The sequence below is a fragment of the Mycobacterium sp. Marseille-P9652 genome, assembly GCF_902652685.1.
GTDB lineage: Bacteria > Actinomycetota > Actinomycetes > Mycobacteriales > Mycobacteriaceae > Mycobacterium.
Map to the genome: position 1 here is coordinate 26808 of NZ_CACRUY010000019.1, position 21485 is coordinate 48292.

Annotated in this window: 20 protein-coding genes; 12 read left to right on the forward strand and 8 right to left on the reverse strand. The window is 66.7% G+C overall.

The window, feature by feature from the left end; all coding sequences use genetic code 11:
- Positions 1-5 precede the first annotated feature (5 nt).
- The 4 genes from GPY60_RS12575 to GPY60_RS12590 are packed head-to-tail and all read left to right on the forward strand — an operon-like array spanning position 6 to position 4652.
- On the forward strand, positions 6-2099 hold the full coding sequence (locus GPY60_RS12575; protein WP_156688009.1) for a CoA transferase: 2094 nt from the start codon (positions 6-8) through the stop codon (positions 2097-2099).
- A complete protein-coding gene (locus tag GPY60_RS12580; protein WP_156688010.1) occupies positions 2089-2319 on the forward strand; it encodes a hypothetical protein in 231 nt (76 codons plus the stop codon). Before GPY60_RS12575 ends, GPY60_RS12580 begins: the two co-directional genes overlap by 11 nt.
- Positions 2316-3434 carry a thiolase family protein gene (locus GPY60_RS12585; RefSeq protein ID WP_156688011.1) on the forward strand — a complete coding sequence of 373 codons (1119 nt, stop codon included), beginning with the start codon at positions 2316-2318 and terminating at the stop codon, positions 3432-3434. The genes GPY60_RS12580 and GPY60_RS12585 overlap by 4 nt, the downstream gene beginning before the upstream one ends.
- 3 nt (positions 3435-3437) lie before the next feature.
- Positions 3438-4652 (forward strand): cytochrome P450, encoded by a 1215-nt coding sequence (locus tag GPY60_RS12590; protein WP_156688012.1) that lies wholly within the window; start codon positions 3438-3440, stop codon positions 4650-4652.
- A 154-nt stretch (positions 4653-4806) separates the two neighbouring features.
- Here the strand turns inward: GPY60_RS12590 and GPY60_RS12595 are convergent, their stop codons facing one another.
- The 3 genes from GPY60_RS12595 to GPY60_RS12605 are packed head-to-tail and all read right to left on the reverse strand — an operon-like array spanning position 4807 to position 8578.
- A complete protein-coding gene (locus GPY60_RS12595) occupies positions 4807-6096 on the reverse strand; it encodes a phosphotransferase (protein ID WP_231639600.1) in 1290 nt (429 codons plus the stop codon).
- 47 nt (positions 6097-6143) lie between these two features.
- Positions 6144-7364, reverse strand: a complete 1221-nt coding sequence (locus tag GPY60_RS12600; RefSeq protein WP_156688014.1) for a CaiB/BaiF CoA transferase family protein — start codon at positions 7362-7364, stop codon at positions 6144-6146.
- An 11-nt stretch (positions 7365-7375) separates the two neighbouring features.
- Positions 7376-8578, reverse strand: coding sequence for a cytochrome P450 (locus GPY60_RS12605; RefSeq protein ID WP_231639603.1), 1203 nt, complete (start codon positions 8576-8578; stop codon positions 7376-7378).
- Positions 8579-8686: 108 nt separating this feature from the next.
- Between GPY60_RS12605 and GPY60_RS12610 the strand changes: the two genes are divergently transcribed.
- From GPY60_RS12610 to GPY60_RS12635, 6 genes are read left to right on the forward strand one after another with little or no spacing between them, the layout of a single operon-like run.
- Positions 8687-9925: a CaiB/BaiF CoA transferase family protein gene (locus GPY60_RS12610; RefSeq protein ID WP_255457233.1), complete on the forward strand. Its 1239-nt coding sequence runs from the start codon at positions 8687-8689 to the stop codon at positions 9923-9925.
- Positions 9926-9939: 14 nt separating this feature from the next.
- On the forward strand, positions 9940-11124 hold the full coding sequence (locus GPY60_RS12615; protein ID WP_255457234.1) for a CoA transferase: 1185 nt from the start codon (positions 9940-9942) through the stop codon (positions 11122-11124).
- Positions 11121-11573, forward strand: coding sequence for a VOC family protein (locus GPY60_RS12620; protein ID WP_156688017.1), 453 nt, complete (start codon positions 11121-11123; stop codon positions 11571-11573). Before GPY60_RS12615 ends, GPY60_RS12620 begins: the two co-directional genes overlap by 4 nt.
- Before the next feature lie 38 nt (positions 11574-11611).
- A complete protein-coding gene (locus tag GPY60_RS12625) occupies positions 11612-12811 on the forward strand; it encodes a cytochrome P450 (RefSeq protein WP_156688018.1) in 1200 nt (399 codons plus the stop codon).
- 2 nt (positions 12812-12813) lie between these two features.
- The gene (locus GPY60_RS12630) at positions 12814-13857 is read left to right on the forward strand and encodes an acyl-CoA dehydrogenase family protein (RefSeq protein WP_156688019.1); all 1044 of its coding nucleotides are present in this window, start codon (positions 12814-12816) and stop codon (positions 13855-13857) included.
- Positions 13858-13859: 2 nt separating this feature from the next.
- Positions 13860-14999 (forward strand): acyl-CoA dehydrogenase family protein, encoded by a 1140-nt coding sequence (locus GPY60_RS12635; protein ID WP_156688020.1) that lies wholly within the window; start codon positions 13860-13862, stop codon positions 14997-14999.
- Between the two features lie 9 nt (positions 15000-15008).
- On the opposite strand, the gene GPY60_RS12640 is transcribed toward GPY60_RS12635, so the two are convergent.
- Positions 15009-15227 carry a hypothetical protein gene (locus tag GPY60_RS12640; protein WP_156688021.1) on the reverse strand — a complete coding sequence of 73 codons (219 nt, stop codon included), beginning with the start codon at positions 15225-15227 and terminating at the stop codon, positions 15009-15011.
- Between the two features lie 117 nt (positions 15228-15344).
- Here GPY60_RS12640 and GPY60_RS12645 point away from each other — a divergent pair, with 117 nt between their 5' ends.
- The gene (locus tag GPY60_RS12645) at positions 15345-16640 is read left to right on the forward strand and encodes an amidohydrolase family protein (protein WP_156688022.1); all 1296 of its coding nucleotides are present in this window, start codon (positions 15345-15347) and stop codon (positions 16638-16640) included.
- Between the two features lie 20 nt (positions 16641-16660).
- Here GPY60_RS12645 and GPY60_RS12650 read toward each other — a convergent pair whose 3' ends face one another.
- The 4 genes from GPY60_RS12650 to GPY60_RS12665 are packed head-to-tail and all read right to left on the reverse strand — an operon-like array spanning position 16661 to position 20461.
- Complete coding sequence (locus GPY60_RS12650) at positions 16661-18154, reverse strand: adenylate/guanylate cyclase domain-containing protein (protein ID WP_197283655.1); 1494 nt, start codon at positions 18152-18154, stop codon at positions 16661-16663.
- Entirely contained in the window at positions 18151-19098 is a 948-nt protein-coding gene (locus tag GPY60_RS12655) for an SMP-30/gluconolactonase/LRE family protein (RefSeq protein WP_156688023.1), read from the reverse strand. The genes GPY60_RS12650 and GPY60_RS12655 overlap by 4 nt, the downstream gene beginning before the upstream one ends.
- Positions 19095-19640, reverse strand: coding sequence for a nuclear transport factor 2 family protein (locus GPY60_RS12660; RefSeq protein ID WP_156688024.1), 546 nt, complete (start codon positions 19638-19640; stop codon positions 19095-19097). Before GPY60_RS12660 ends, GPY60_RS12655 begins: the two co-directional genes overlap by 4 nt.
- Positions 19641-19645: 5 nt before the next feature.
- Positions 19646-20461, reverse strand: coding sequence for an SDR family NAD(P)-dependent oxidoreductase (locus tag GPY60_RS12665; protein ID WP_156688025.1), 816 nt, complete (start codon positions 20459-20461; stop codon positions 19646-19648).
- 155 nt (positions 20462-20616) lie between these two features.
- Here GPY60_RS12665 and GPY60_RS12670 point away from each other — a divergent pair, with 155 nt between their 5' ends.
- Positions 20617-21474, forward strand: a complete 858-nt coding sequence (locus GPY60_RS12670; protein ID WP_156688064.1) for a mycofactocin-coupled SDR family oxidoreductase — start codon at positions 20617-20619, stop codon at positions 21472-21474.
- Positions 21475-21485: the final 11 nt, after the last annotated feature.

Sequence of the window (21485 nt, forward strand, 5' to 3'; positions counted from 1 at the left end):
CGGGTGTGCGGGTGCTTCAACTTGGTGACGGCATCGCCGGTTCGGCCGCCACGGCGCTGCTGGCCAGCCTCGGTGCGGAAGCGACGAAGGTGGTTGATGCCGACGCACCTCATCGGGCGGGTCCCGTGATCGTCACCCCGGCCGGACCGGTCGCGGCCGTGGACCTCACTCTCGATCGCGGCAAGCGGATCGTCCACCCACCGACGGACCTCTCCGCATTGACCGACGAGTACGACCTCGTGATCGTCGACCACGGGCGTGCCGTCACGCCACCGGCCGCCGACAACGCAGTCGTCGTCACAGTCAGCCCGTTCGGCCTCGATGGGCCTCGGTCGTCGGAGCCCGGCGGCGAGCTCGTCGCCCAGGCGGCCGGCGGTCTGCTGGCCACCATCGAGGGGTCCGACGGTGCGCCCGTACCGGCGCCGGGCTACGTGGCCCTGAAGGCGGCGGGAGCCGTCACGGCGCTGGCGGCATTGCATGGCCTCGATCGGCGCAACGAGAGCCACGGGCCGGTGCTCGTCGACGTGTCGGTGCAGGAGGCGGTCGCGTTCACCGCGGCACTTCCGGAATGCGCCCACGTGCTCTATGGGTGCCCCGGAAGGGCCGGCAGCGGGCGTTATCTCGCGCCGTCGGGACTGTTTCCCTGCCGCGACGGCCTGGTCCGCATCACCGCAGTCGAGAACCACCAGTGGCGGGGTCTGCTTGCGGCGCTCGGCCATCCGGGCTGGGCCGACGGTCTCGACGAACGCCAGGCCCGCATCGACCACGCCGATCTGATCAACCAACACGTAACAGCCTGGGCGGCAACGCACGACAAGGAAGAGTGCGCGGCAACGCTACAAGCCAACGGCGTGCCGTCGACACCGGTGAATACCGCTAAAGAGATCTTGGCCTCACCGCAGTTCGCCTTCCGCGGCACTCTCTCGACGACGCCGCTCTGCGGCGTCGAAGTCCCCGTGCTCGAGTCGCCGTGGCTCACCCACGTTGGACAACGGTCGGATCACACTCGCACCGGCCGCCTGAGCGACGTACGGATAGCCGAACTGACCCACGTCTTAGCCGGGCCGATCGTCGGTGCGCTGCTCGGTGCGATGGGGGCCACGGTGCTGCGGCTCGAAGATCCTCAGCGGCTCGACATTTACCGGCGGACTGGTCCGTTCGCCCGGGGTAAGCCCGGTGTCAACCGCGGTGCGTATTTCGCGGTGGCCAACCACTCCAAGCAAAGCCTGTTGATCGATCCTGCGCGCACCGTGGACGACGTCGCCGCGGCGTTATCCGACGTTGACGTCCTCATCGAGAACGTCGGCAGTGCGCGCCTCGCCAAACTCAAGGTGGATCCGGCCGACATGGCCCGTTCGGGGAGGCTCGCACTGCGGGTCTCCGGCTTCGGCTCGGAGGGGCCCATGGCCGGGTACCGGGTGTACGCCAACAACGTTCAGGCTTATGGCGGGTTGGCCGGATTGACGGTCGGACCGGATGGAGCTCCGGCGCGGCTCGGCACCGTGATCGCCGACCCGTTGTCCTCGGTCGTGGGCGCAGCCGTGATCGCGGCGTGGGCCGTCGGGCCCGCGCGTGACACCGGCGCCATCATCGACCTCTCCATGGCCGAGGTCGTCGCGTCCACCGTGGCCGAGTTCGTCGCCGCAGCCGCGGGGAGCCCCGACACCGGAGATTCCCGGCATCGCGGCGTCTATCGCGCCGCCGACGGCCGCTGGGTCGCCGTTGAAGTCGTGGAGCCCGATGAGTGGAAATGCCTGGCAGAGTTCTCTGGAGTATCGAATGATTCGGGGCATCCAGCGATCGTCGAGAAGCTGACGGGCCTGGTTGCCGCCGCGTCGGCCGACGATGTCTCCGCGCGACTGAACGCGTTGGGTTTGCGCGCCGCGGCGGTGCAACGGGCCGAGGACCTCGTTGTCGATCCGCATCTGGCGGTTCGCGGATTCTTTCCGGAGATCGCTCATCCAGACCCGGACATCAGTCCCGCCCGTCTCGTTGGGTTGCCGTGGCGATTCCACGGTCAAGGACCCGTCCCGCTCATGCCGCCACCGGCCCTGGGCAACGCGACTGCGCACCAAGGAGGCATGACCAATGTCCGCTGATCGTCCCGCCACCGTGTGGGCGTCGACCTTCGTTCCCGGGAAGTCACCGATCCCCGGGTACGGCCAGGACGGCTACAGCGTCGCCTGGGTCGACACCCCCGACGGGCGGTTGCAAGTGCTGGTATCCGGGCGTCGTCCGGCGCCCGGCACCGTCGGCCGACTCGTCGACAAGACGTTGGAGGACAACATCATCGTTCTGTTCGAGGCGCAATCCGAATGACAGGGACGCACGTCGCCGGTATCGGCGTCACACCGTTTGGCAAATTCGCCGACACCGCGCTGGCGACGCTCGGCTTCCGGGCCGCCGAGGCGGCACTTGCCGACGCGGGTATCGGCTATGACGCTGTCGGCGAGGTGTTCACTTCGTCCTCGATGGCGCCGCCCCAGACCGGCCTCAAAGTCGCACTCCGCCTGGGCCGCACAGGGGTTCCGGTCACCGCCGTCGAGAGCGCCTCGGCGGGAGGCATGGTGGCCCTGCGACACGCCGTGTGGGCGGTGGCCTCCGGTCGTTGCGACACCGCGCTGGCGATCGGCTACGAGAAGACCACCGCGCTGGAACCCGGCGGCGTGGTGCCGGCGGCGGTCGACTTTTGGGACCGCTTCCCACCGCAGGTCCACTACGCGATCGAGGCGGATCGGTGGCTGCATGAGACCGGTTGCGGGCCGGAGGTTTTCGGAGCCGTCGCGGCCAAGTCGTACAACCAGGCGCGGCTGAATCCGCTCGCGGCGCGGCGCAACGACGACGAAGTAACGGTTGACCAGGTCATGGCTGCGCGGATGGTCGCCGAGCCGCTCACCAAGATGATGTGTCACGCGTCCGTCGATGGTGGTGCGGCGATCGTCGTGACCGCCGGGCAGCGTCCCCGGTCCGTGGCGGTCAACGCGATCGAGCAGACGAGCTGGCCGCGAGATCAGGCCTGGCCGCTCGCCGGTCCGTGTGTCGGGCCGCCGTCACAGATCACGCTGACCGCTCGGCGCGCGTTCGAGGCGGCGCGGGCAACGCCGCACGACGTCGGATTGGTCTCCCTGCATGACATGTGCGCCAGCGAGGAGGTCACCGCGCTGATCGCGCTCGGCCTCGTGGAGGGCCGGGAGGTGGCCGAGCTGGCCCAGACGGGCGGCCTGGGATCCAAAGGCAGGCTGCCGACCAACACCGACGGCGGCTGCCTTGCTCGCGGCCACGCGTTCGGTGCGACCGGACTGGCCCAGGTCGCCGAGGTGGTGGGTCAGCTTCGCGGAGAGGCGGATTCGCGGCAAGTCGCCGACCCTCGCGTCGGGCTGGCGCAGGCGATGGGCGGCGGCGGCTCCTGCGTCGTCGCCGTGCTGGGTCGGTGATCGATGGTGGCTCTCAGCAATCCCGCGCAGTTCTTCGGCGCCGACGCGCTTCCGGATCCGTATCCGCTGTATGACCGGATGCGCGCAGAGGCGCCGGTGCATCGCATCGGAAGCTCGGCGTTCTACGCCGTGTGCGGTTGGGATGCCGTGATGGAGGCCGTCGAACGCGTCGACGATTTTTCGTCGAACCTCACCGCGACGATGGTCTATCACGATGACGCGACGGTCACCCCATTCGAGATGGCTCCGCCCGGCGACCCTTCTCACGCCTTGGCCACCGCGGATGATCCGGTGCACGCCATGCACCGAAAGATCTTGCTACCGCACCTGTCCGCTAAGAGGGTCCGCATCATCGAGGAGTTCGCCGCCCATACCGCCGACCGGTTGTGGAACGAGCATCTGCGCGGCGACCGGATTGAATGGATGAGCGCGATGGCCAACCGACTCCCGATGATGGTGGTGGCCAGACTGCTGGGCCTTCCCGACGGCGACGTCGACAAACTCATTCGCCTCGGCTACGCCACCACGACGCTGCTCGACGGCATCGTCACGGAGACTCAGCTCGCAGCGGCCCGAGCCGCGGCGATAGAACTGTCCGGCTATGTCGTGGAACATTTCGAAAAGGCAAGTGTCGAAGCCGAACACGGCCTGATGGCTGACCTGGCCCAACGCTGCGCTACTGGCGAGTTGGAGCAGCACCCGGCGCTGACGATGATGCTGACTCTGTTCAGCGCCGCCGGCGAATCCACTGCATCACTTCTGGGCAGCGCGGCATGGATTCTCACCGACCGCCCCGAAATCCAAAGGCAGCTTCGTAACAATCCCGAACTGCTGGGCGCCTTCGTCGAAGAGGTACTGCGCTACGAGGCGCCGTTTCGTGGCCACTACCGCCACGTGATGCGCGATGCCACGCTCGGCGGAGTCGAGGTGCCCGCCAATTCCCATCTGCTGCTGATGTGGGGAGCGGCCAATCGCGATCCCGCGCACTTCGAGGCGCCAAACGAATTTCGCCTCGACCGCAGCAACTCCAAGGGACACGTGACCTTCGGTAAGGGAGCGCACTTCTGCCTGGGGGCCGCCCTGGCCCGCCTAGAGGCCCGAATCGTGTTGGGGATGCTGCTCGAGCGCACCAAATGGGTGGAAGCGATTGACGTCGGAGACTGGTTGCCCAGCATCCTGGTCCGGCGACGGGAGCGTCTCGAGTTGGCCGCCCGTTAGCGGTCGTCAGCCGATTCCGCCGAGTGCGGAGATCCGCTCCCAGTCGCGACCGAGTTCCACGATGAGCGCCACGGTGCGTTGTGCGAACGCAGTTCGACGGTCCAGGAGCCGGTGTGGTCGGTGCGGTGGAAGCCGATGAGCGGGTTGTGCGGGGTCAGCGGCCGAGCAACTGCGCCAGGGGTACTAGCGGCCGCACGCCCCCAGCGCGATTGAGAACTGGTTCCAGCAAACGCATCTGCCGCATGATGCGGCGGTGGAACAGCCGTATGAGTTCGGCGTCCATGTGCTCGGGCGCTCGCAGCACGAATGCCTCCAAGGCCTCATCGCCTGCACGCCAGTCGGTGTATCGGGAGCCGAGCAGGCGTTCGACGTCGTCGAGGTTTTCGGATTCGATCGCGGGACCGTGCCGGCACACGCCGGCAACGTAGCGCGCGGTTTGCGCCGTTTGATGTCGGCGAAAGCGCTCAATCTCGGTCTCGGCGGGTAATTCCTCGATGATGGGTGCCAACGCGTCGACAAGGCCGCTCTGGCGGACATCCGGCGCCTGCGGGAGTCGGTAATCGTCGAGGGCGACGCCCTCGACCGCGGCCATTGCTTCGACGGCGTTGAGCGAGCATTGCTGAAACCACTCCTCATACTGCAGCAGGTCACTCATCGGAAATGGGTTGTGCAAGATCATCACCAACGAGAGAGGCGTGGTGAGCGAGAACTGCGCGGTGTGGAACTCGACCACCGGCAGGTCCAGTTCTACGCCGGAAACCTCCTCATAGCGCCGGAACGCGCGCTCGAGGTCACCGAAGGGCTCGGAGATGTCCCGCAGGCGCAGTCCTGCGAGGTCATGTGCGGTGTCGCCGAGGTAGGCCAGTTCGACGTCGAGCAGTCCGGTCACACGACCATCGGCGAACATGAACTGTCCGGGATCGCCGAGGACGAAGCGCGGGTCGAACCGGTGCGCGGGAACGTGGCGGCGGATCCAGCCGATGCCGAATTCCAGAAACGGCTCCGGGTGTTTCTTGGTGGACCGATACCTCGCGACGGACTCTTCGAAGCTCGACAACGCGTGCTGCCGTGGGTCTTTAGGTAACTTGAGTCCGACAGCGGAGAATTCACGTGGATCCAGCCGATGGATCCGCGCAAGGATTTCCATGTATTCGTCGATGACCGAGATGCGCTCTGCTGCGCTCGGCGAGGTTGACAGATTGGTGGCGCCGGGCAGGCGATCCATCACGATGGCCGGTGGAGCGTCAATCCGACCGTGAATGTGTGGAACTGGAATCCCCTGCTTCTCAAGGGCTTCGATGACATTCGCTTCCCGATGAGTGGACAACGAGAACTCCATGCCCTCGCGGTCGCCACGCACATACAGCGGCATGATTGTGCCGTCGCGTTCGACGTCGGCGAACCAGGCCGGACGCCAACGTGGTTGGCGCTCGAAGGCCCGCACGGGCCCTAGGTGACTCTCGAGCCAGCTTCGTACCGCCTCATCGGGTGTCACGCGATGGTTCCGCCGTCCTTGAGGACGATGATGTCGTCCCAGTCCTTACCCAGTTCGAGTAACAGCGCTTCGGTATGTTCCGCGAACTCCGGCGACGGCCCGAGCCGCAGCGGGGTCTCGTCGAACAGCACGGGGCTGGCGACCAATTCGTACGACTCGGTGCCACCATCAACGGATACGATGCCGCCGTTGGCACGCACCTGAGGGTCGGTTGCCACCTCGGCGGTGTTGAGCACCGGCGCCCACTGGCCGTCGAAATCCGCGAGCGCCTTGCGCCAGTGGTCGAGCGGCTCCGCAGCGATCACCTCGCGCAGCACGGCGGTGGCTTCGCCGGCGTTCTTGGCGAGCAGCTCATGGCTGGCGAACCGATCGTCCGCCGCGAGTTCGGGAACCCCTACCCGCGCACAGAAGTCGGCGAAGTATCGAAACGCCTGCAGCATCGACAATCCGAGGAACCTGTCGTCGCGAGTGCGGTAGAAGCCGGTGAGCGGGTTGTGCGGTGTGACGTTGGCGCCGGCCGGGTTGGCGACCCACGGCTCGCCGCTGACCAGCGCGGCGTTGACCGCGACGCCCATCGCCCAGACACCCACGCCGAGCAGTGAGATGTCGACCGTCCGCGCCACCCCGGTGCGCTCACGTTCGAAGAGTGCGGCGGCGATCCCGCCGGCGATCGTCATGCCGCCGATCGAATCGCCGTAGGCCGGACCAGGCTGCGCGACAACCCCGTTCAGGTCGCTGGGGGTGGTGCTGGCCGCCCCGGCGGCCCGACTCCAGAACCCCGTCATGTCATAGCCGCCTTTCCGGCCGTCATCGCCGAGGGGGCCGTAGGCGCTGCCGCGCGCATAGATGATGTCGGGGTTGGCCGCGCGCAGGTCGTCGACCTCGATCTTGAGCTTCGCGCGCGCATCGGGCAGGAAGTTGGTCAGGAACACGTCACTGGTTCGGGCGATCTCCATCAACAGCTCGTGGCCGTCGGGGGTCGAGATATCCAGCGCGACGGACCGCTTCCCCCGGTTCGCGTGTTCCATCACGGGATTGCGCGGACCTTCGATCGTGATGTTGCCGAGTTGCCGCAGGCCGCGTTGCGAATCGCCGGTGCGGGGATGCTCGATTTTAACGACGTCGGCGCCCCAGTCGGCCAGCACGGCTCCCGCGGCGGGGACGAACGTCCATTGCGCGACCTCCAGGACGCGCACGCCGGCCATCGGTCCGCCCATCAGTGAGCCTTTCAGCGGTAGTCGAGCACAACAGGCAGGTGGTCGTGCGTGTGCACCAATGTCGACACGCGGGGCACTCGGTCGCCGACCACGTGAATACCCTTGGCGCGCCGCGCCACTTCCTCCAGGAGCAGACGAGCTTCGCGTCGAGCCAGGGCGGCGCCCATGCAGAAGTGCTCGCCGACTCCGAAGCCGAGGTGGTTGGCGGCGTCCTGGCGGTGGATGTCGAATTGTTCGGCCGTCGGGCCCCAGTGCTCCTGGTCACGGTTCCCGGAGGCATAGGCGAGCAGCACCCCGTCGCCTTCCTTGATCTCCGCGCCGCGCAGGCGAACGTCGCGGGCCGCCTGGCGGGCCATGCTCATCACCGGCGTCCAGTGACGCAGCACCTCCTCTACGGCGTTGCCGCTGAGGTCGGGGTCGGCGAACAACACCGCGGATTGGTCGGGATGCGTGTCGAGACAGTCCGCGATTCCGGCGATGAGGCTCTGCGTCGTCTCGCTGCCGGCGGCGAGCAAGGTGAGCGCGTAGATCATCACCTGCATCTCGTTGAAGGGCTCCCCGTCGATTGTCACCTCGGTGAGCAGCGTGAGGAGGTCGTCCTGCGGACGTTCCTTGCGTTCGGCGACGAGGCCCATCAGGTAGGGACCGATGTGTTCGAAGATGAACGCGTAGTCTTCGTCGCTCGCGGCGCCGCCACCGACGTTGGCAATCGTGGTGGCCCAGCCCGCGACTTTGGGCCAATCCTCTTCGGGGACTCCCAGCAGGTAGGCGAACACATAGACGGGGATGGGCTCGGCGACCCGTTGAATCCAGTCGAATTCGCCGTCCGGTAGGTCGTTGAGCACGTCGTTGACGACCTGGCGCACGCGGGCCTCCGTCTTGGCGACCGCGGCCGGTGTGAACCGCACGCCAACGGCTTTGCGGTGTATCCGGTGCACCGGCGGATCCATGAACATGATGCCGCGGTTCCCGTATCCTTGGGGGTCGCGGCCCTCCCGGTGCGCGATCAGGTCCATCATGATGCCGATGCGCTCCGACTTGAACTTCTCGGGCCGCGCCGAGATGCTCTTTATGTCTTCATATTTGGTGATGACCCAGAACTTGCCCTCGTCGTACCAGTGGACGGGATCGTGCTCGCGCAACTGAGCGAATGTGGCGTTCGGGTCGCCAAGATAGAACGCCGGCTCGTCGAACCGGGCCGCTGTGATCGTCACCATAAGACTGAACAATAGAACATTGACTGTCAATCTGCGAGCAGGCTTCCTCCGGCTGCGCACCGAGTGGCATGATTGGCAGAAGAACAGAATCTGTTTTATTGTTGCATGGTGAGCGCCGGTCTATCCCATCTCCGGGTGTGTGATCTGGGCGGTCAATTGGCCGGTGCCGGGGCGACGAAGATCCTGGCGGCCTTCGGCGCCGAGGTCATTCGAGTCGAAGACCCCGTCACGCGCGGTATGTGGGACGCGTTGCGCGGCGTGGGCCCGTTCGTCGACGAGCGCCGGGGTGTGAATCTGGGGGCCGGCTTCAACAACCACAACGTGGGCAAGCTCGGCGTGACCATCAATCTGCGTGTCGAGGCCGGCAAGGAGCTGCTGCGTGAGCTGATCGCCGTCTCCGACATCGTCTGCGAGAACTTCGCGGCCGGCGTGCTGGACAGGATGGGTTTCGGCTACGACGAGCTGCGCCGGATCAAGCCGGACATCATCTACGTCTCCAACTGCGGCTTCGGGCACAGCGGACCGTACCGCGACTTCAAGACCTGGGGCCCGATCGTCCAGGCGCTGAGCGGGCTGACCTTCACCGCCGGACTGCCCGACCACGAGCCCGCTGGATGGGGCTACTCGTACATGGACCACATCGCCGCCTACTACATGACGACCGCGATTCTGGCGGCCCTGCATCAGCGCGAACGCACCGGCGAGGGCCAGCACATCGACTTGGCCACGGTGCCGGCGGGAATCGCCATGCTGCCCACCGAGGTGCTGGACTGGACCGTCAACGAGCGGCCCGCGCGCCGGCCGGGGCTCCCGGACGGTAACCACGCCGACTTCGGTGAGATGGCCCCGCATGGGATTTACCCGTGCCTGGGCGAGGACCGCTGGCTCGCCATCGCCTGCCGCGACGACCGGGATGTCGCCCTGCTGTCCAAAGTCATCGACGAACCGCGACTGACGGACGACCGGTTCGCCACCCTGGAACAGCGGTTGCTCGGCGCCGACGCACTCGACGAACTCGTCAGCGCGTGCACCCGGACTCGCGAAGCGTCCACGCTGTCAAGCGAACTCTGCGCGGCCGGGGTTCCGGCGAGCGTCGTCAAGTCCCCCCGGGAGCGGATCGACGAGGACCCGGACCTTGCAGAGTGGGGACTCTTCCCTACCGTGGCGCACCCCGAAATCGGGTCGGTGCGCGTCGAAGGGATTCCCCTGCGGATGTCGGCCTCGCCGTGGGCCATTTCGCGGGCCGCGCCGTGTCTGGGCGAACACAACCGGACCGTGCTGGGCGGCCTGCTCGGGCGCAGCGATCAGGAGTTGGAGGAATTGAAAAGGCAGGGTGTGATCTGAACGCGCTGAGCGGGATTCGGGTCGTCGAGATCAGCGGCCAGTTCACCCCCGTCGGGGGAAGGCTGCTCGCCGAACTCGGCGCCGAGGTCGTCGTCGTCGAACCTCCCACCGGATCCTCACATCGGTCGCGGCCGCCGTTCGCCCACGACAACACTGGGCCGAATACCAGCCTGCGATGGTGGAGCGGCAACGTAGGCAAACGGTCGGTGACCGTCGATCTCGACACCGCGCAGGGCGTCAACGCACTGGGGCGCCTGATCGCCGGCGCCGACATCGTGATCTCCGCCGATGGCCCCGTCGGCGATGTCCGGCGCCCATCCCTGATCTGGGTGGCGGTCAGCCCCTTCGGGCTGGACAGCGTCCGCGCCGACCAACCGGTCACCGACCTCACGATGCTCGCCGGCGGGGGTCCGGTTTGGAACTGCGGATACGACGACCATTCTCTGCCGCCGATCCGCGGCGCCGGCGAGCAGTCGGCCAACATCGCCGGCCTGTACTGCGCGATCGGAGCGCTGGTCGCCCTGGCGCACCGCGACCAGACCGGCGAGGGTCAGCTCGTCGACGTCAGTGTCAACGCCGCCTGCAACGTCAGTTCGGAGCAGACCACCTACCACTGGCTGGTCAACAACGAGACGTGCGTCCGGCAGACCGGCCGGCACGCGTACTTCACGCCGAGTCAGCCGACCCAGGTCCGATGCGCGGACGGCGCCTACGCCACCACCGGCGTGCTGCCCCGAAAACCGGTGGAATTCGCGAAGCTGCTTGATTGGCTCGGGGACCTCGGCCTCACCGACGAGCTTCCCGAAGCGGTGTTCTTGGAGATGGCCGCCTCTCGCGACGAGCCGGTCGACATCGCGATGATCGGTGCCGACGACGAAACCACCGCGATACTGACCGCGGCCCGCGACGCGATCACCTTGATCGCCTCCCGCATGCCGGCCAACGAGTACTTCCTGGAGAGCCAGCGACGCGGGTTCCCCGCCGGAGCGGTGCTGTCACCCGACGAGGCCTTCGAGAACGAACACATCGCCGCCCGCGGATTTCAGGTGCCGGTCCACCACCGCGAACCGGGGGAGACCTTCCGCTATCCCGGCACGCCATACCTGTTCAGCGCCAGTCCTGCAGGCGGTCCGGCACGGCCACCCCTGCTCGGGGAACACAACGCGCTGCTCGACGAACTCGCCGACGACACCGCATGACCGACCGCCTCACCCACATCGGGCTGTGCGTCAGCGATCTCGGGAAAGCTGTCGAGTTCTATTGCTCAGCACTTGGATTCGAAGAGTGCGGTCGGATGCGGGTAGACGGGCCGGACACGGCACAGCTGCTGGGGGTGGTGGGGCTGGTGCTTGACCTTGTATATCTGCAGCGCGATGGATTTCGGCTCGAGTTGCTCAACTACGTGGCCCCGGGCGTTGACGGAAGTGACGGGCCTCGACAGATGAACGCGGTGGGCTTCACGCACCTGTCTTTCCGCGTCGACGACCCGGACGCGTTCGTCGCAGGTATCGAGCGCTTGGGTGGCCGCGCTCGACCGGAACGGACGGTGACGTTCGGGGGCGGCAATCGGGGACTGATGGCCACCGACCCCGATGGGAACTGGATCGAATTGATCGAACGAACGCCGCCCAAGCAACTGAGCAATTAGTCACTCAACGTCCGATTGTTCACCACGATGATAGAGTCATGGCCGTGCCAGCGACCAGCGAGTTGATGTATTCGCCGTTCTCCAAGGCGATCTTCGACGATCCGTACCCGGTGTACCGGAGACTGCGCGACGAGGCGCCCGTCTACCGGGATGCCGAGAACCGCTGGTGGGTCCTGTCCAGATTCGACGACGTATCGCAGGCTCTCCGCGATTGGGAGACCTTCTCGTCCAAGCGCGGTCCGGCGCCGGAGAACCCGGACAACGACGGACGCAAGTACTCGGTGATCTCGATGGACCCGCCCCGCCACGACCGCATTCGCGGGGTTCTGAAGAGTTTCTTCACGCCAAAAGCGGTCGCAGCCATGGAATCTGCCCTGCGGGAGGTGGTCAACACGCACCTCGACCGGCTACGGCCGGGTACCACCGTCGACGCGATGGAGGCCTTCGCGTTCTCGGTGCCCACGGACGTGATCGGTGACCTCCTCGGCGTGCCGCACACCGACCGTCAGCAGCTGCGCGTCTGGTGGGAGGCCTTCCTCACCCGGGAAGAAGGGCAGGTCGCGATGCCGGCCAAGGCCATCGAGGCCAACCGTCTGATCAGCCAGTACATCGGGGACCTGATCGAGCGGCGCCGCACCGACCCGGGCGACGACCTGATCAGCGTCGTGCTGCAAGCCACGTTCGACGACCCCGAAGCCGGCGGTCACCGCTCCCTGACCGCGCACGAAGTGCTGATGTTCTGCAATCTCCTGTCGGCCGCCGGCTCGGAAACCACGCAGAAGCTGATCTCCAACGGCCTCGTCGCGCTCGCCGAACACCCCCAGGAGTGGCATCGCATCGTGAAGGATCGCAGCCTCATTCCCGCCGCGGTGAACGAGGCGCTGCGCTACGACACCCCGAGCCACTGGGTGGCCCGCACCTTGACCCGGCCCATCCAGCGGCACGGCGTCACCATGGACGCCGGCGACTGGGTGCTGCTGCTCCTGGGCAGCGCCAACCGCGACGAACGGCGCTACCACGACCCCGACCGCTTCATCGTCGACAGGCCGCGCGGCACCGACGTGTATTTCGGGTGGGGGATTCACATCTGTCTGGGGCAATGGTTGGCGCGCCGGGAGGCGCAGCTGGTGTTCTCTTACATCGCCGACAAGTTCCCCGACTACGCCATCGGGGCGCGCGAACGCGTGCTGACCGCGACGGTGCGTGGATATACCAGCGTGGAGATGACCCTGCGCTGACCATGGAGATCGCGTTCACCGACGAGCAGCAACTGCTCCGCGACACCGCCGCGCAGCTGGGGGAGAGCGTCGCCGTCACCAGCGCGGACGCCATCCCGACCGGCGAAGCGCTCGACGCCCAGTGGCGCCGCCTGGTGGATCTCGGTGTGCCAACGCTGCGTTGCCCCACCCTGTGCGGACTCGAGGCGAGCGGCGTGGAAACCGTCATCGTGATCGAAGAACTCGCCAAAACCCTCAGCGCCGTTCCGGTTATGGGCCAGGCGGTGCTGGCCACCGAACTCCTCGAGGCGGCCCGGGCCGAGAAAGAACTGGAGCTCGTCGCGGAAGGCAGCCTTCGGCTCGCGCCGGTGCTGCGCCCCGACCTAACGGGATTCGGCTCAGCTCACCGACCCGGGGTGGCATTCGACGCCGCGGGCGCCACCCACGCACTACTGGCGACCCACACCGACGGACATCGTCGGCTTGTGTGCGCACCGCTGGGCGCCGCCGACCACCCTGCTCTGGACCTGACCCGGGAATTCCGTTGTTTACCAGTCGATTCGGCCGCCTCCGCGCAGGTGATCGGAGATCCCGTCGATGACGAACGGTGGCGGCGGGTGGAGTCGTTGGCGATGACCGCCGTCGCCGCCGACTTGGTCGGCATCATGCAGGGCGCCCTGGACGATGCGGTCTGTTACGCGGGTGAGCGGGCTCAGTTCGGTGTGAAGATCGGCTCGTTTCAGGCCGTGGGCCATCTGCTCGCCGATGCCCTGGTGCAGGTCGAGGGCGCCCGGAGTTGCCTCTGGCACGCCGCGTGGGCGACCGACCACCTGCCGGCCGACGAGGCACGCCTGTCGGCGATGACCGCGAAGGCATACGCCTCCGCCGCGGGCCGAGAGGTGGTGGAGGCGACGGTTCAGGTGTTCGGTGGCATCGCGATCACCTGGGAGCACGTTTCGCACCTGCGGTTGCGCCGGGCTCTCTTGGACCGGCGATTGTTCGGCGACGAGACGGTGCACTACGAGGCCATCGGCGCGCTGCGGCTGGCGAACCGGGAGCTCGCTTAGCGATGGACTTCAACGACAGCGCACCCGAAGCGCAGTTCCGCGCCGAGCTCAGGCGGTGGCTGTCCGACCACGCCGCCGACGCAGCCATCCCCGATGATCCGGCTGCTCGGGCTGACGCCCAAAATGCCTGGCATCAAACGCTTTACGAAGCCGGATACATCGGGTTGTCCTTCCCCGTCGAGTATGGAGGACATGGCAAGCCGCCGGTCTACGAGGCAATCCTCAACGACGAGCTCGGGCGGGCCGGGTCCGCGCCCATCGAGGGCGTGGGTCACCTCAGCAACGCGTTGCGCCTGTTCGGGACCGACGAGCAGCGCGACGCGTTGCTGCCCGGCCTGTTGTCCGGCCGCGTGCGCTGGTGTCAGGGCTTCTCTGAACCCGAGGCCGGATCCGACCTCGCCGGGCTCAAGACCCGGGCCGATCTCATCGACACCGACGGGCGTGAGATCTTTCGCGTCAACGGCCGCAAGATTTGGACGAGCTTCGGTGCGGTCGCCGACTGGTGCTTCCTGCTGTGCCGCACCGAGCCGGACGCGCCGAAGCACGCGGGCATCTCCGTGTTGCTGGTGCCGATGTCGACGCCCGGCATCGAGGTGCGCCCCATCATGAACGCCGCACGCAACCGTGAGTTCACCGAGATCACCTTCGACAACGTGGAGGTACCGGCGATAAACCTGCTCGGCAAACGCGGGGACGGCTGGTCGATCGCCAACCAGTTGCTTGCGTACGAACGCGGTCCCAGCGATATCAACTGGATCGGCCGGCTCAAAACCCAGTTACTGCGCCTGGAGGAGGACGTACGCGTCGGCTGGCTCGAAGACTCCCCGTCGGCTCGGGCCCGGCTGGGGCAGGCCTACGTCGAGTTGCGAGCGCTGCAGATCAAGGTCATGAGATCGCTCACGGAGCGCCAAAACGGCAAGCTTCCCGGGCCCGAGGGGTCGGTCGACAAACTGCTCATGACGCGTGCCGACCAGTTCTTCGCCCATGCCATGATGGACCTTTCGGCCAGTGGCCCGCTGCTCACCGAAGGCCTGGAATGGGACATCTACGTGTGGTCACGCGCCGCCGGCATCTACGGCGGAACCGCCCAAATCCAGCGCAACATCGTCGCCCAACGGGTGCTGGGTTTGCCGCGCGCCTGAGCGGGCCAGTCAGCCCTGCCGTTCCGCCGTGAGGTACTTGTAGGCCTCTTCGAGCCCTTTGAGTCGTCGGATCAGGGTCTCGTCCTTGCCGTCCAACGTGCCGAGTTTGGCTTTCACCTCGACTATTTCCGCGGCGAGGCGTTCGGCCGCCTCACCCTTGGTGAGCAGGTCCTGGTCGGCCCAGTCGTCGTGCGGGATGCGCGACGGTGGCGGTTCGGGCTGTGTCATGGTTCTCCTTGATGCGGCCTGGTCGTTTGAGCTCAGGCCACGTCCGGCGCTATAGTCAACTAGTCATAATCTGTTCACTTGTACCGTATCGCACGACTTCGAGAAACGACTCCCACCATGCCGCTGCAACCTTCTATGAAGCTCCTGTCCGTCGACGACCACCTGATCGAGCCACCGCAGGTCTGGGCGGACAGGCTGCCAAAGAAGTTCCTGGAGGACGGACCCCGCATCGTCGAGTTTCCGCGCGACGGGGCCCCGCCCGTGCAGCAATGGGTGTACGAGGGCAGGCCCTATCCCAACATCGGGCTGAATGCGGTCGCCGGCAAGTCGCCGGAGGAGTTCGGTGTCGATCCAATCCGCTACGCCGACATGATCCCCGGGTGCTACGACCCGAAGGCCCGGCTGGCGGACATGGACATCGACGGCGTGCACGCCATGCTGTGCTTTCCGTCCTTTCCGCGCTTCTGCGGCACCGTGTTCCTGGAAGGCGAGGACAAGGAACTCGCCCACCTGTCCGTCCAGGCGTGGAACGACTTCTCGCTCGACGAGTGGTGCGCCACCGACCCCGCCCGGTTCATCCCGATGGCGATCACCCCGCTGTGGGACCCGGCCCTGATCGTCGCCGAAATCGAGCGGGTGGCGGCCAAGGGGGCAAGAGCGATCGGGCTGCCGGACAACCCCACCAACCTGAAGCTGCCCAGCTACCACACCGCTTACTGGGAGCCGGTGTGGTCGGCGCTCCAAGAGACGAACCTGACTGCGGTGATGCACTTCGGCAGTGGCGGATTCCCGCCCCAGACGGCGCCCGAGGCGCCCTTCGCGGTGATGATCACGTTGATGGGTACCACGTCCATGGCCGCGGCGACCGAGCTGATCTTTTCGCCGGTGTTCCACAAACACCCGAACCTCAAAGTCGCATTCTCCGAGGGCGGCGTGGGCTGGATGCCGTACCTGGTCGAGCGGGCGGACTATGTCTGGCGCAAGCACAAGTTCTACCAGAACATCCACCCCACGGTCGCGCCGTCGGAACTGTTCCGCCGCAACATCTCCGGATGCTTCATCGAGGACGAGGTCGGCATGTCGATGCGCCACCAGATCGGCATCGACAACATCACCTGGGAATGCGACTACCCGCACTCGGACTCGTTCTGGCCAAAGAGTCGGGCGCGCGCGGAGGAGATGCTCGCGGACGTGCCCGACGAGGAGGCCGCCAAGATCGTCGAACTCAACACGCGGCGCTGGTATGCGTTCCCGGAGGACGGCTTCAAGTCCTGCACGGCGGATGCCGGATGGCGCCCGAATGGCGGCAACGCACCCGATTACGACTACGACGAGGTGATGGCCGGCCACGGCGGGATCGGCTTGGAGGCCTTCCTGAATAAGATGGAAGAGCAGAAGTCCCATAAGATCTGACCGGTCCGCGCGCACGCGGCTCAATCGAGCGGGACGGCGATGTCGGTCGAAGTGGTGCGGCCGCGTAGCACCTTGGAGTCGATGACCCGCCACCGCCGCGACTCCTCCTGATTGGCCATGACCACTGCCGCGGCCGACACGGCGACGCCGGCCGACAGCTTGGCGATTTCGGTGAGCCGCGCCGCCTCGTTGACCGGGTCGCCGATCACCGTGTATTCGTAGCGGCCCGGATGGCCGACGTTGCCGGCCACCGCCATGCCGGCCGACACTCCGATGCCGGCCCTGATCGGCGCGCCGGGTGGATTCAGTAGCGCGTTGAGTTCACGCGCTGTGGCCAACGCGTGGGCGGCGCTGTCGGCATCTTCGAAAGGAGCGCCAAAAATCGCCAGTGCGGCGTCCCCTTCAAACTTGTTGATCAGACCACTGTTTCGTTCCACGACATTCACCACCACTGCGAAAAATTTGTTGAGCGTCTCCAACAACTCGGGTGGTTCCACTGTGGCGGCCAGTCGTGTCGAGCCGACGAGGTCCACAAATAACACCGCCACCTCGCGGTTGACACCCCCCATCTCAATCTGGTCACCGGCGGCGAGTTGCTCGGCCAAACGGGCCACCTCGTGGCCGACGTGGCGGCCGAACAGGTCGCGCAACCGTTCGCGTTCGCGTAGACCAGTTGCCATGGTGTTGAAACCGGCCTGCAGTAGCCCGAGCTCCGAGGCGTCGAAAACGGGCACCGATACGTCGAAATCGCCACGCCGCACCGTTTGCATGCCGCGCGTCACTTCGTCGATGGGATCGGCTATGGCCGACCCGTTGAACGCCGCGACCACTAAGCCGCACGCCACCGTGCAACTGTCGAGCACCAGTACGGTGAGGGCGAGCCGGTGCGCCGGATAATCCACGGCCAAGGCGCTGGCGGCGACCAGGATACCCATCAGCAGCGGAGCACCGGTTCCGATCAACCAGGCGCTCATGGCACGCAGCCGGAGGCCTGGCCCTTGAGGCTGTGTCGGCGGGTGATCGGTGAGCAGCTTGGCCGTTGTCGGCCGTAGCGCGATCTTGCACATCCAATACGACAGTGCGGTTGTCACGATGGCGCCCAGGATCATCGACACGCCCAGCGTCGCCGCCAGCCACGGTGTGCCGAGGTTGATCAGGACGAAAACGACGCTGGCCGTGGACCACACCGCCCCGTGGACGACGGCCATCCTCCTCGGTATGGCCAAGACGACCCGCCGCGCGGTCGCGTCGCTCGCGCCCGCCGGCAGGCTCATCCACAAATAACCGCAGATCGACGCACAGGGAAGGCTGACGGCGCAATAGCAGAGCGCCACAACGATGTTGAACCGCAACACATGTTGTTGGGCGAGCGCCGTGCCCGTCGGCAGGCCCCACAGGGCCAGTGCGGCGATCAACGCCGAGCCGACAATCGTTGGGATGACCGCCCCGGAAATGAGCAGGGGTCTTCCGGCGGGAGCGAACGGCGAACGCAGCCCGCGCCGGACCCGCTTCACGTCGACGCCTGCGCAGCGCCCGAAACTTCCCGCCAGTGTTCGACCGCCACCAATCGTCCCGATGAGGCGAGCGTCATGAACAACGTCTCGCCATCGGTGCTGACTGCGACGTTGGTCGTCATTGGGTCGTCGGCGGGAATCGCGCCCAGCAGTTCTCCGGTCGGGGAGATGACGGTGACACCGCCGGTCCCGAGGGTCGCGACGATGATTCTGCCGGCCGCGTCCACACAGAGCCCGTCGGCACCTCCGACGTTCAGGGGACCACCGCTGGGCACCGTTGCCAGACCGCGCGCCCGGGACACCTCTCCGGGCCCGTCGAGAGTGAATTCCCAGACCCGTCGCGTGCGCGTCTCGGCCACGTAGAGCAACGCCCCGTCGGGGGACAGGGCCACGCCATTGGGCATCTCGAGTGGGTAGACGATCTCGCGAAGCCCACCGTCGACGGTGCCGTAGAGCAGCCCGGTCATGCCGCGGTTCCGGTTGTGCGTGGTTCCGCCGTCGGTGACATAGAAGCCGCCATCGCCGTCAACGCAGATGTCGCTGGGCCGCATCAGCGGCAGCGTGCTGCCTGAAAGCGTGATGAATTCGGTGTACAGGATGCTGACCTCACCGCCGGCTTCGATCAGCTGCAGCGCGGGCACTACGGGGTGGTCGGGCGCCCCCATTGGCCGGAAAAGCGTTGCGCAGCCGACGAAGTCGTAGGGCCAGGGGCCGAGCCCGAAGCTGGAACCGCCGTTCTGACAGACCACCAACCGACCGTCCGGAAGCCGGGCCACCCCGTTGGGGCCGCCGCCGGTCTCGGCGCCGGTCTCAGTGACGCCGTCGGGGCGGACGCGGGTGATCCTGCCGGCCGCCATCTCCGACACGACGACGGACCCATCGTCGAAGGGAACCGGGCTCTCGGGAAACAAAAGCCCTTCGGCCAGGCAACGGCCAGCGCTCACGGCCGTTCCTCGTCGCTCCGCGTCACCGCGTTGCTCTGCCACCACTCCGTGAAGACCGGGTCGGTCAGCGGCAGGTCACCAACCCCGGTCTGGTTTCGTGGCCAGAAGGCAGCCTCTTGTGCCAGGGGCGACGCCCGGCGGTTCACGCCGTAGAACAGGCGATGCCTTCGGTGCAGGAAAAGCCAACGGCTGCCATAACGTTCGTAACGGTCCTCGTACTTGATGAGCTGTTCGACGAACCCCTCGGCGTGGGTCTGCGCGAAGCACTGGGCCCAGACCTGCCCGCGGGCGCGGTCCTCGGTGTCCAGCTCCACGAGGTGGTTGGCGACAAGGATGACCGCGAACACGCTGGCGTCGAGGCTGGCCGACATCAGCCGGCGCAGCGCTTCGCGCCCCTCACCGTGGTCGCCGAACCGGGCATGCGGGACGAACAATTCGGCCATCGCATCGACGTCGCGCGCTTCGATCGCGGCGGCGTAACGGTAGGGCAGCTGACGAATCTCCTCCTTCGCCAACAGTTCCCGGACTTGCGCGTCATGCATTGTGGCTATGGGACCGGGGTCGGCGGGCCGAGGATGTAGCGTCCGGATTGCGGGTGGTGATACCAGCCGCCCGCCGCCGAGGTCCCACCGTCGACGTGCAGCGTCTGCCCGGTCACGTAGGCGCTGAGGTCGCTGGCGAGGAATATTGCCGCCCCGGCCATCTCGTCGACGTGGCCCGCGCGGCCCATCGGCACCATCAATTTGGCGTTCTCGACACCGTTCGGTGCCATCTTCTCCAGGCTCTCGGTGAGCGTGAAGTCGGGTGCGAGCCCATTGACGCGGATGTTGTGCGGCGCCAGTTCCAGGGCCGCGGTCTTGGTGAAGTTGACCACTCCCGCTTTGGCCGCGGCATAGGCGGCGAACCCGGGCGCGGCCCGTACCGCCTCGATGGTGCTGATGTTGATGACGCTGCCGCCCCGCCCCGCCTCGACCAGGGCCCGCGCGATGCGCTGCGTACAGAGCAGAACCTGAGTCAGGTTGATCCGGATCAGGGCGTCCCAGCCATTGGGAGAGGTGTCCAGCAACCCGGACCAGAAGACCCCGCCCGCATTGTTGACCAGGATGGTCGGAACGCCCAGTGCGTCGACGGTGGTGGCCAGCGCCGCGTCGACCTGTTCGGCGTCGCGTACATCGGTGACACACGCGAGGCCGCCGATGCGGGCGGCCACCTCCGTGGCGCTCGGCTGGTCCTTCTCCCAGATGGCCACCCGCGCGCCGAATTCGGTGAAGGCCGCGGCGATGGCGCTGCCAATCCCACCGCCCCCGCCCGTGACGACGGCGACCCGGCCGTCCAGCGATGCGGCGTTCCGGTGCAGCGTCATTCACTTCTCCTCACGCCCATCGGACCGCGTTGGGAAGGGATATCCACCATGTGACCGCGAGTGACAGATTAACACTCAGTGTTCTATTATCCAATGAAGTGGTGGCGGCCACGGTGTTGTGTGGCGTGCCGCCGAATCTGACGATGGAGGAGCAGATGCAGCGACTGAGCGGCAAGGTCGCCGTCATCACCGGCGCGGCGCGCGGCCAAGGCCGCAGCCACGCCATCCACCTGGCCGACGAGGGCGCCGACATCATTGCGCTCGACATCTGTGCTGACATCGACACCAACGGATACCCGCTGGCGACGCGCGCCGACCTCGACGAGACGGTCAACCTCGTCGAGAAGTCGGGCCGGCGCGCGGTGTCCGCAGTTGTCGATGTTCGCGACCGCGCTGCCCTGAAGAAGGCGATCGACGAGGCGGTCGCGGAGTTGGGCGGCCTGCACGTAGTGGTGGCCAACGCCGGAATTTGTCCGCTGGGCAACGACGTTCCGTCGCGCGGTTTCACCGACGCGTTCGACGTCGACTTCATCGGCGTGGTCAACGCCGTCCATGTGTGCTTGGAGCACCTCGGGGCCGGCGCCTCGATCATCGTCACGGGATCCATCGCCGGTCTGGTCGACCAGAAGGATCTGGCCAGCGGCGGCGGCCCGCAAGGCCCCGGCGGCGCGGGCTACGGGCTCGCCAAGAAGATGCTGCGTGAGTACACGAAGGGACTGGCCCTGTCGCTGGCTCCGGAACAGATCCGGATCAACACCGTGCATCCGACGAACGTCAACACCGATATGCTGCACAACCTTCCGATGTACCGAACGTTCCGTCCGGACTTGCCGGAGCCGACTCGCGCGGACGCCGAGATCGTCTTCCCGGTGCTGCAGGCGATGCCCGTGCCGTGGATCGAGCCGGAGGACGTGTCGTTTCTGGTGGTGTACCTCGCCTCCGACGAGTCGCGTTACGTCACCGGTCAGCAATTGTTCGTCGACGCGGGCGCGGGTCTCAAACTGGGGCTGTAACTGTCGGGCAA

Bases quoted from the DNA above. Each gene is read 5' to 3' on its own strand.
- GPY60_RS12580 (WP_156688010.1), top strand. From the start codon at position 2,089: ATGTCCGCTGATCGTCCCGCCACCGTGTGGGCGTCGACCTTCGTTCCC.
- GPY60_RS12585 (WP_156688011.1), top strand. From the start codon at position 2,316: ATGACAGGGACGCACGTCGCCGGTATCGGCGTCACACCGTTTGGCAAA.
- GPY60_RS12590 (WP_156688012.1), top strand. From the start codon at position 3,438: ATGGTGGCTCTCAGCAATCCCGCGCAGTTCTTCGGCGCCGACGCGCTT.
- GPY60_RS12600 (WP_156688014.1), bottom strand. From the start codon at position 7,364: ATGGGCGGACCGATGGCCGGCGTGCGCGTCCTGGAGGTCGCGCAATGG.
- GPY60_RS12610 (WP_255457233.1), top strand. From the start codon at position 8,687: ATGGTGAGCGCCGGTCTATCCCATCTCCGGGTGTGTGATCTGGGCGGT.
- GPY60_RS12620 (WP_156688017.1), top strand. From the start codon at position 11,121: ATGACCGACCGCCTCACCCACATCGGGCTGTGCGTCAGCGATCTCGGG.
- GPY60_RS12625 (WP_156688018.1), top strand. From the start codon at position 11,612: ATGGCCGTGCCAGCGACCAGCGAGTTGATGTATTCGCCGTTCTCCAAG.
- GPY60_RS12630 (WP_156688019.1), top strand. From the start codon at position 12,814: ATGGAGATCGCGTTCACCGACGAGCAGCAACTGCTCCGCGACACCGCC.
- GPY60_RS12635 (WP_156688020.1), top strand. From the start codon at position 13,860: ATGGACTTCAACGACAGCGCACCCGAAGCGCAGTTCCGCGCCGAGCTC.
- GPY60_RS12640 (WP_156688021.1), bottom strand. From the start codon at position 15,227: ATGACACAGCCCGAACCGCCACCGTCGCGCATCCCGCACGACGACTGG.
- GPY60_RS12645 (WP_156688022.1), top strand. From the start codon at position 15,345: ATGCCGCTGCAACCTTCTATGAAGCTCCTGTCCGTCGACGACCACCTG.
- GPY60_RS12660 (WP_156688024.1), bottom strand. From the start codon at position 19,640: ATGCATGACGCGCAAGTCCGGGAACTGTTGGCGAAGGAGGAGATTCGT.
- GPY60_RS12665 (WP_156688025.1), bottom strand. From the start codon at position 20,461: ATGACGCTGCACCGGAACGCCGCATCGCTGGACGGCCGGGTCGCCGTC.
- GPY60_RS12670 (WP_156688064.1), top strand. From the start codon at position 20,617: ATGCAGCGACTGAGCGGCAAGGTCGCCGTCATCACCGGCGCGGCGCGC.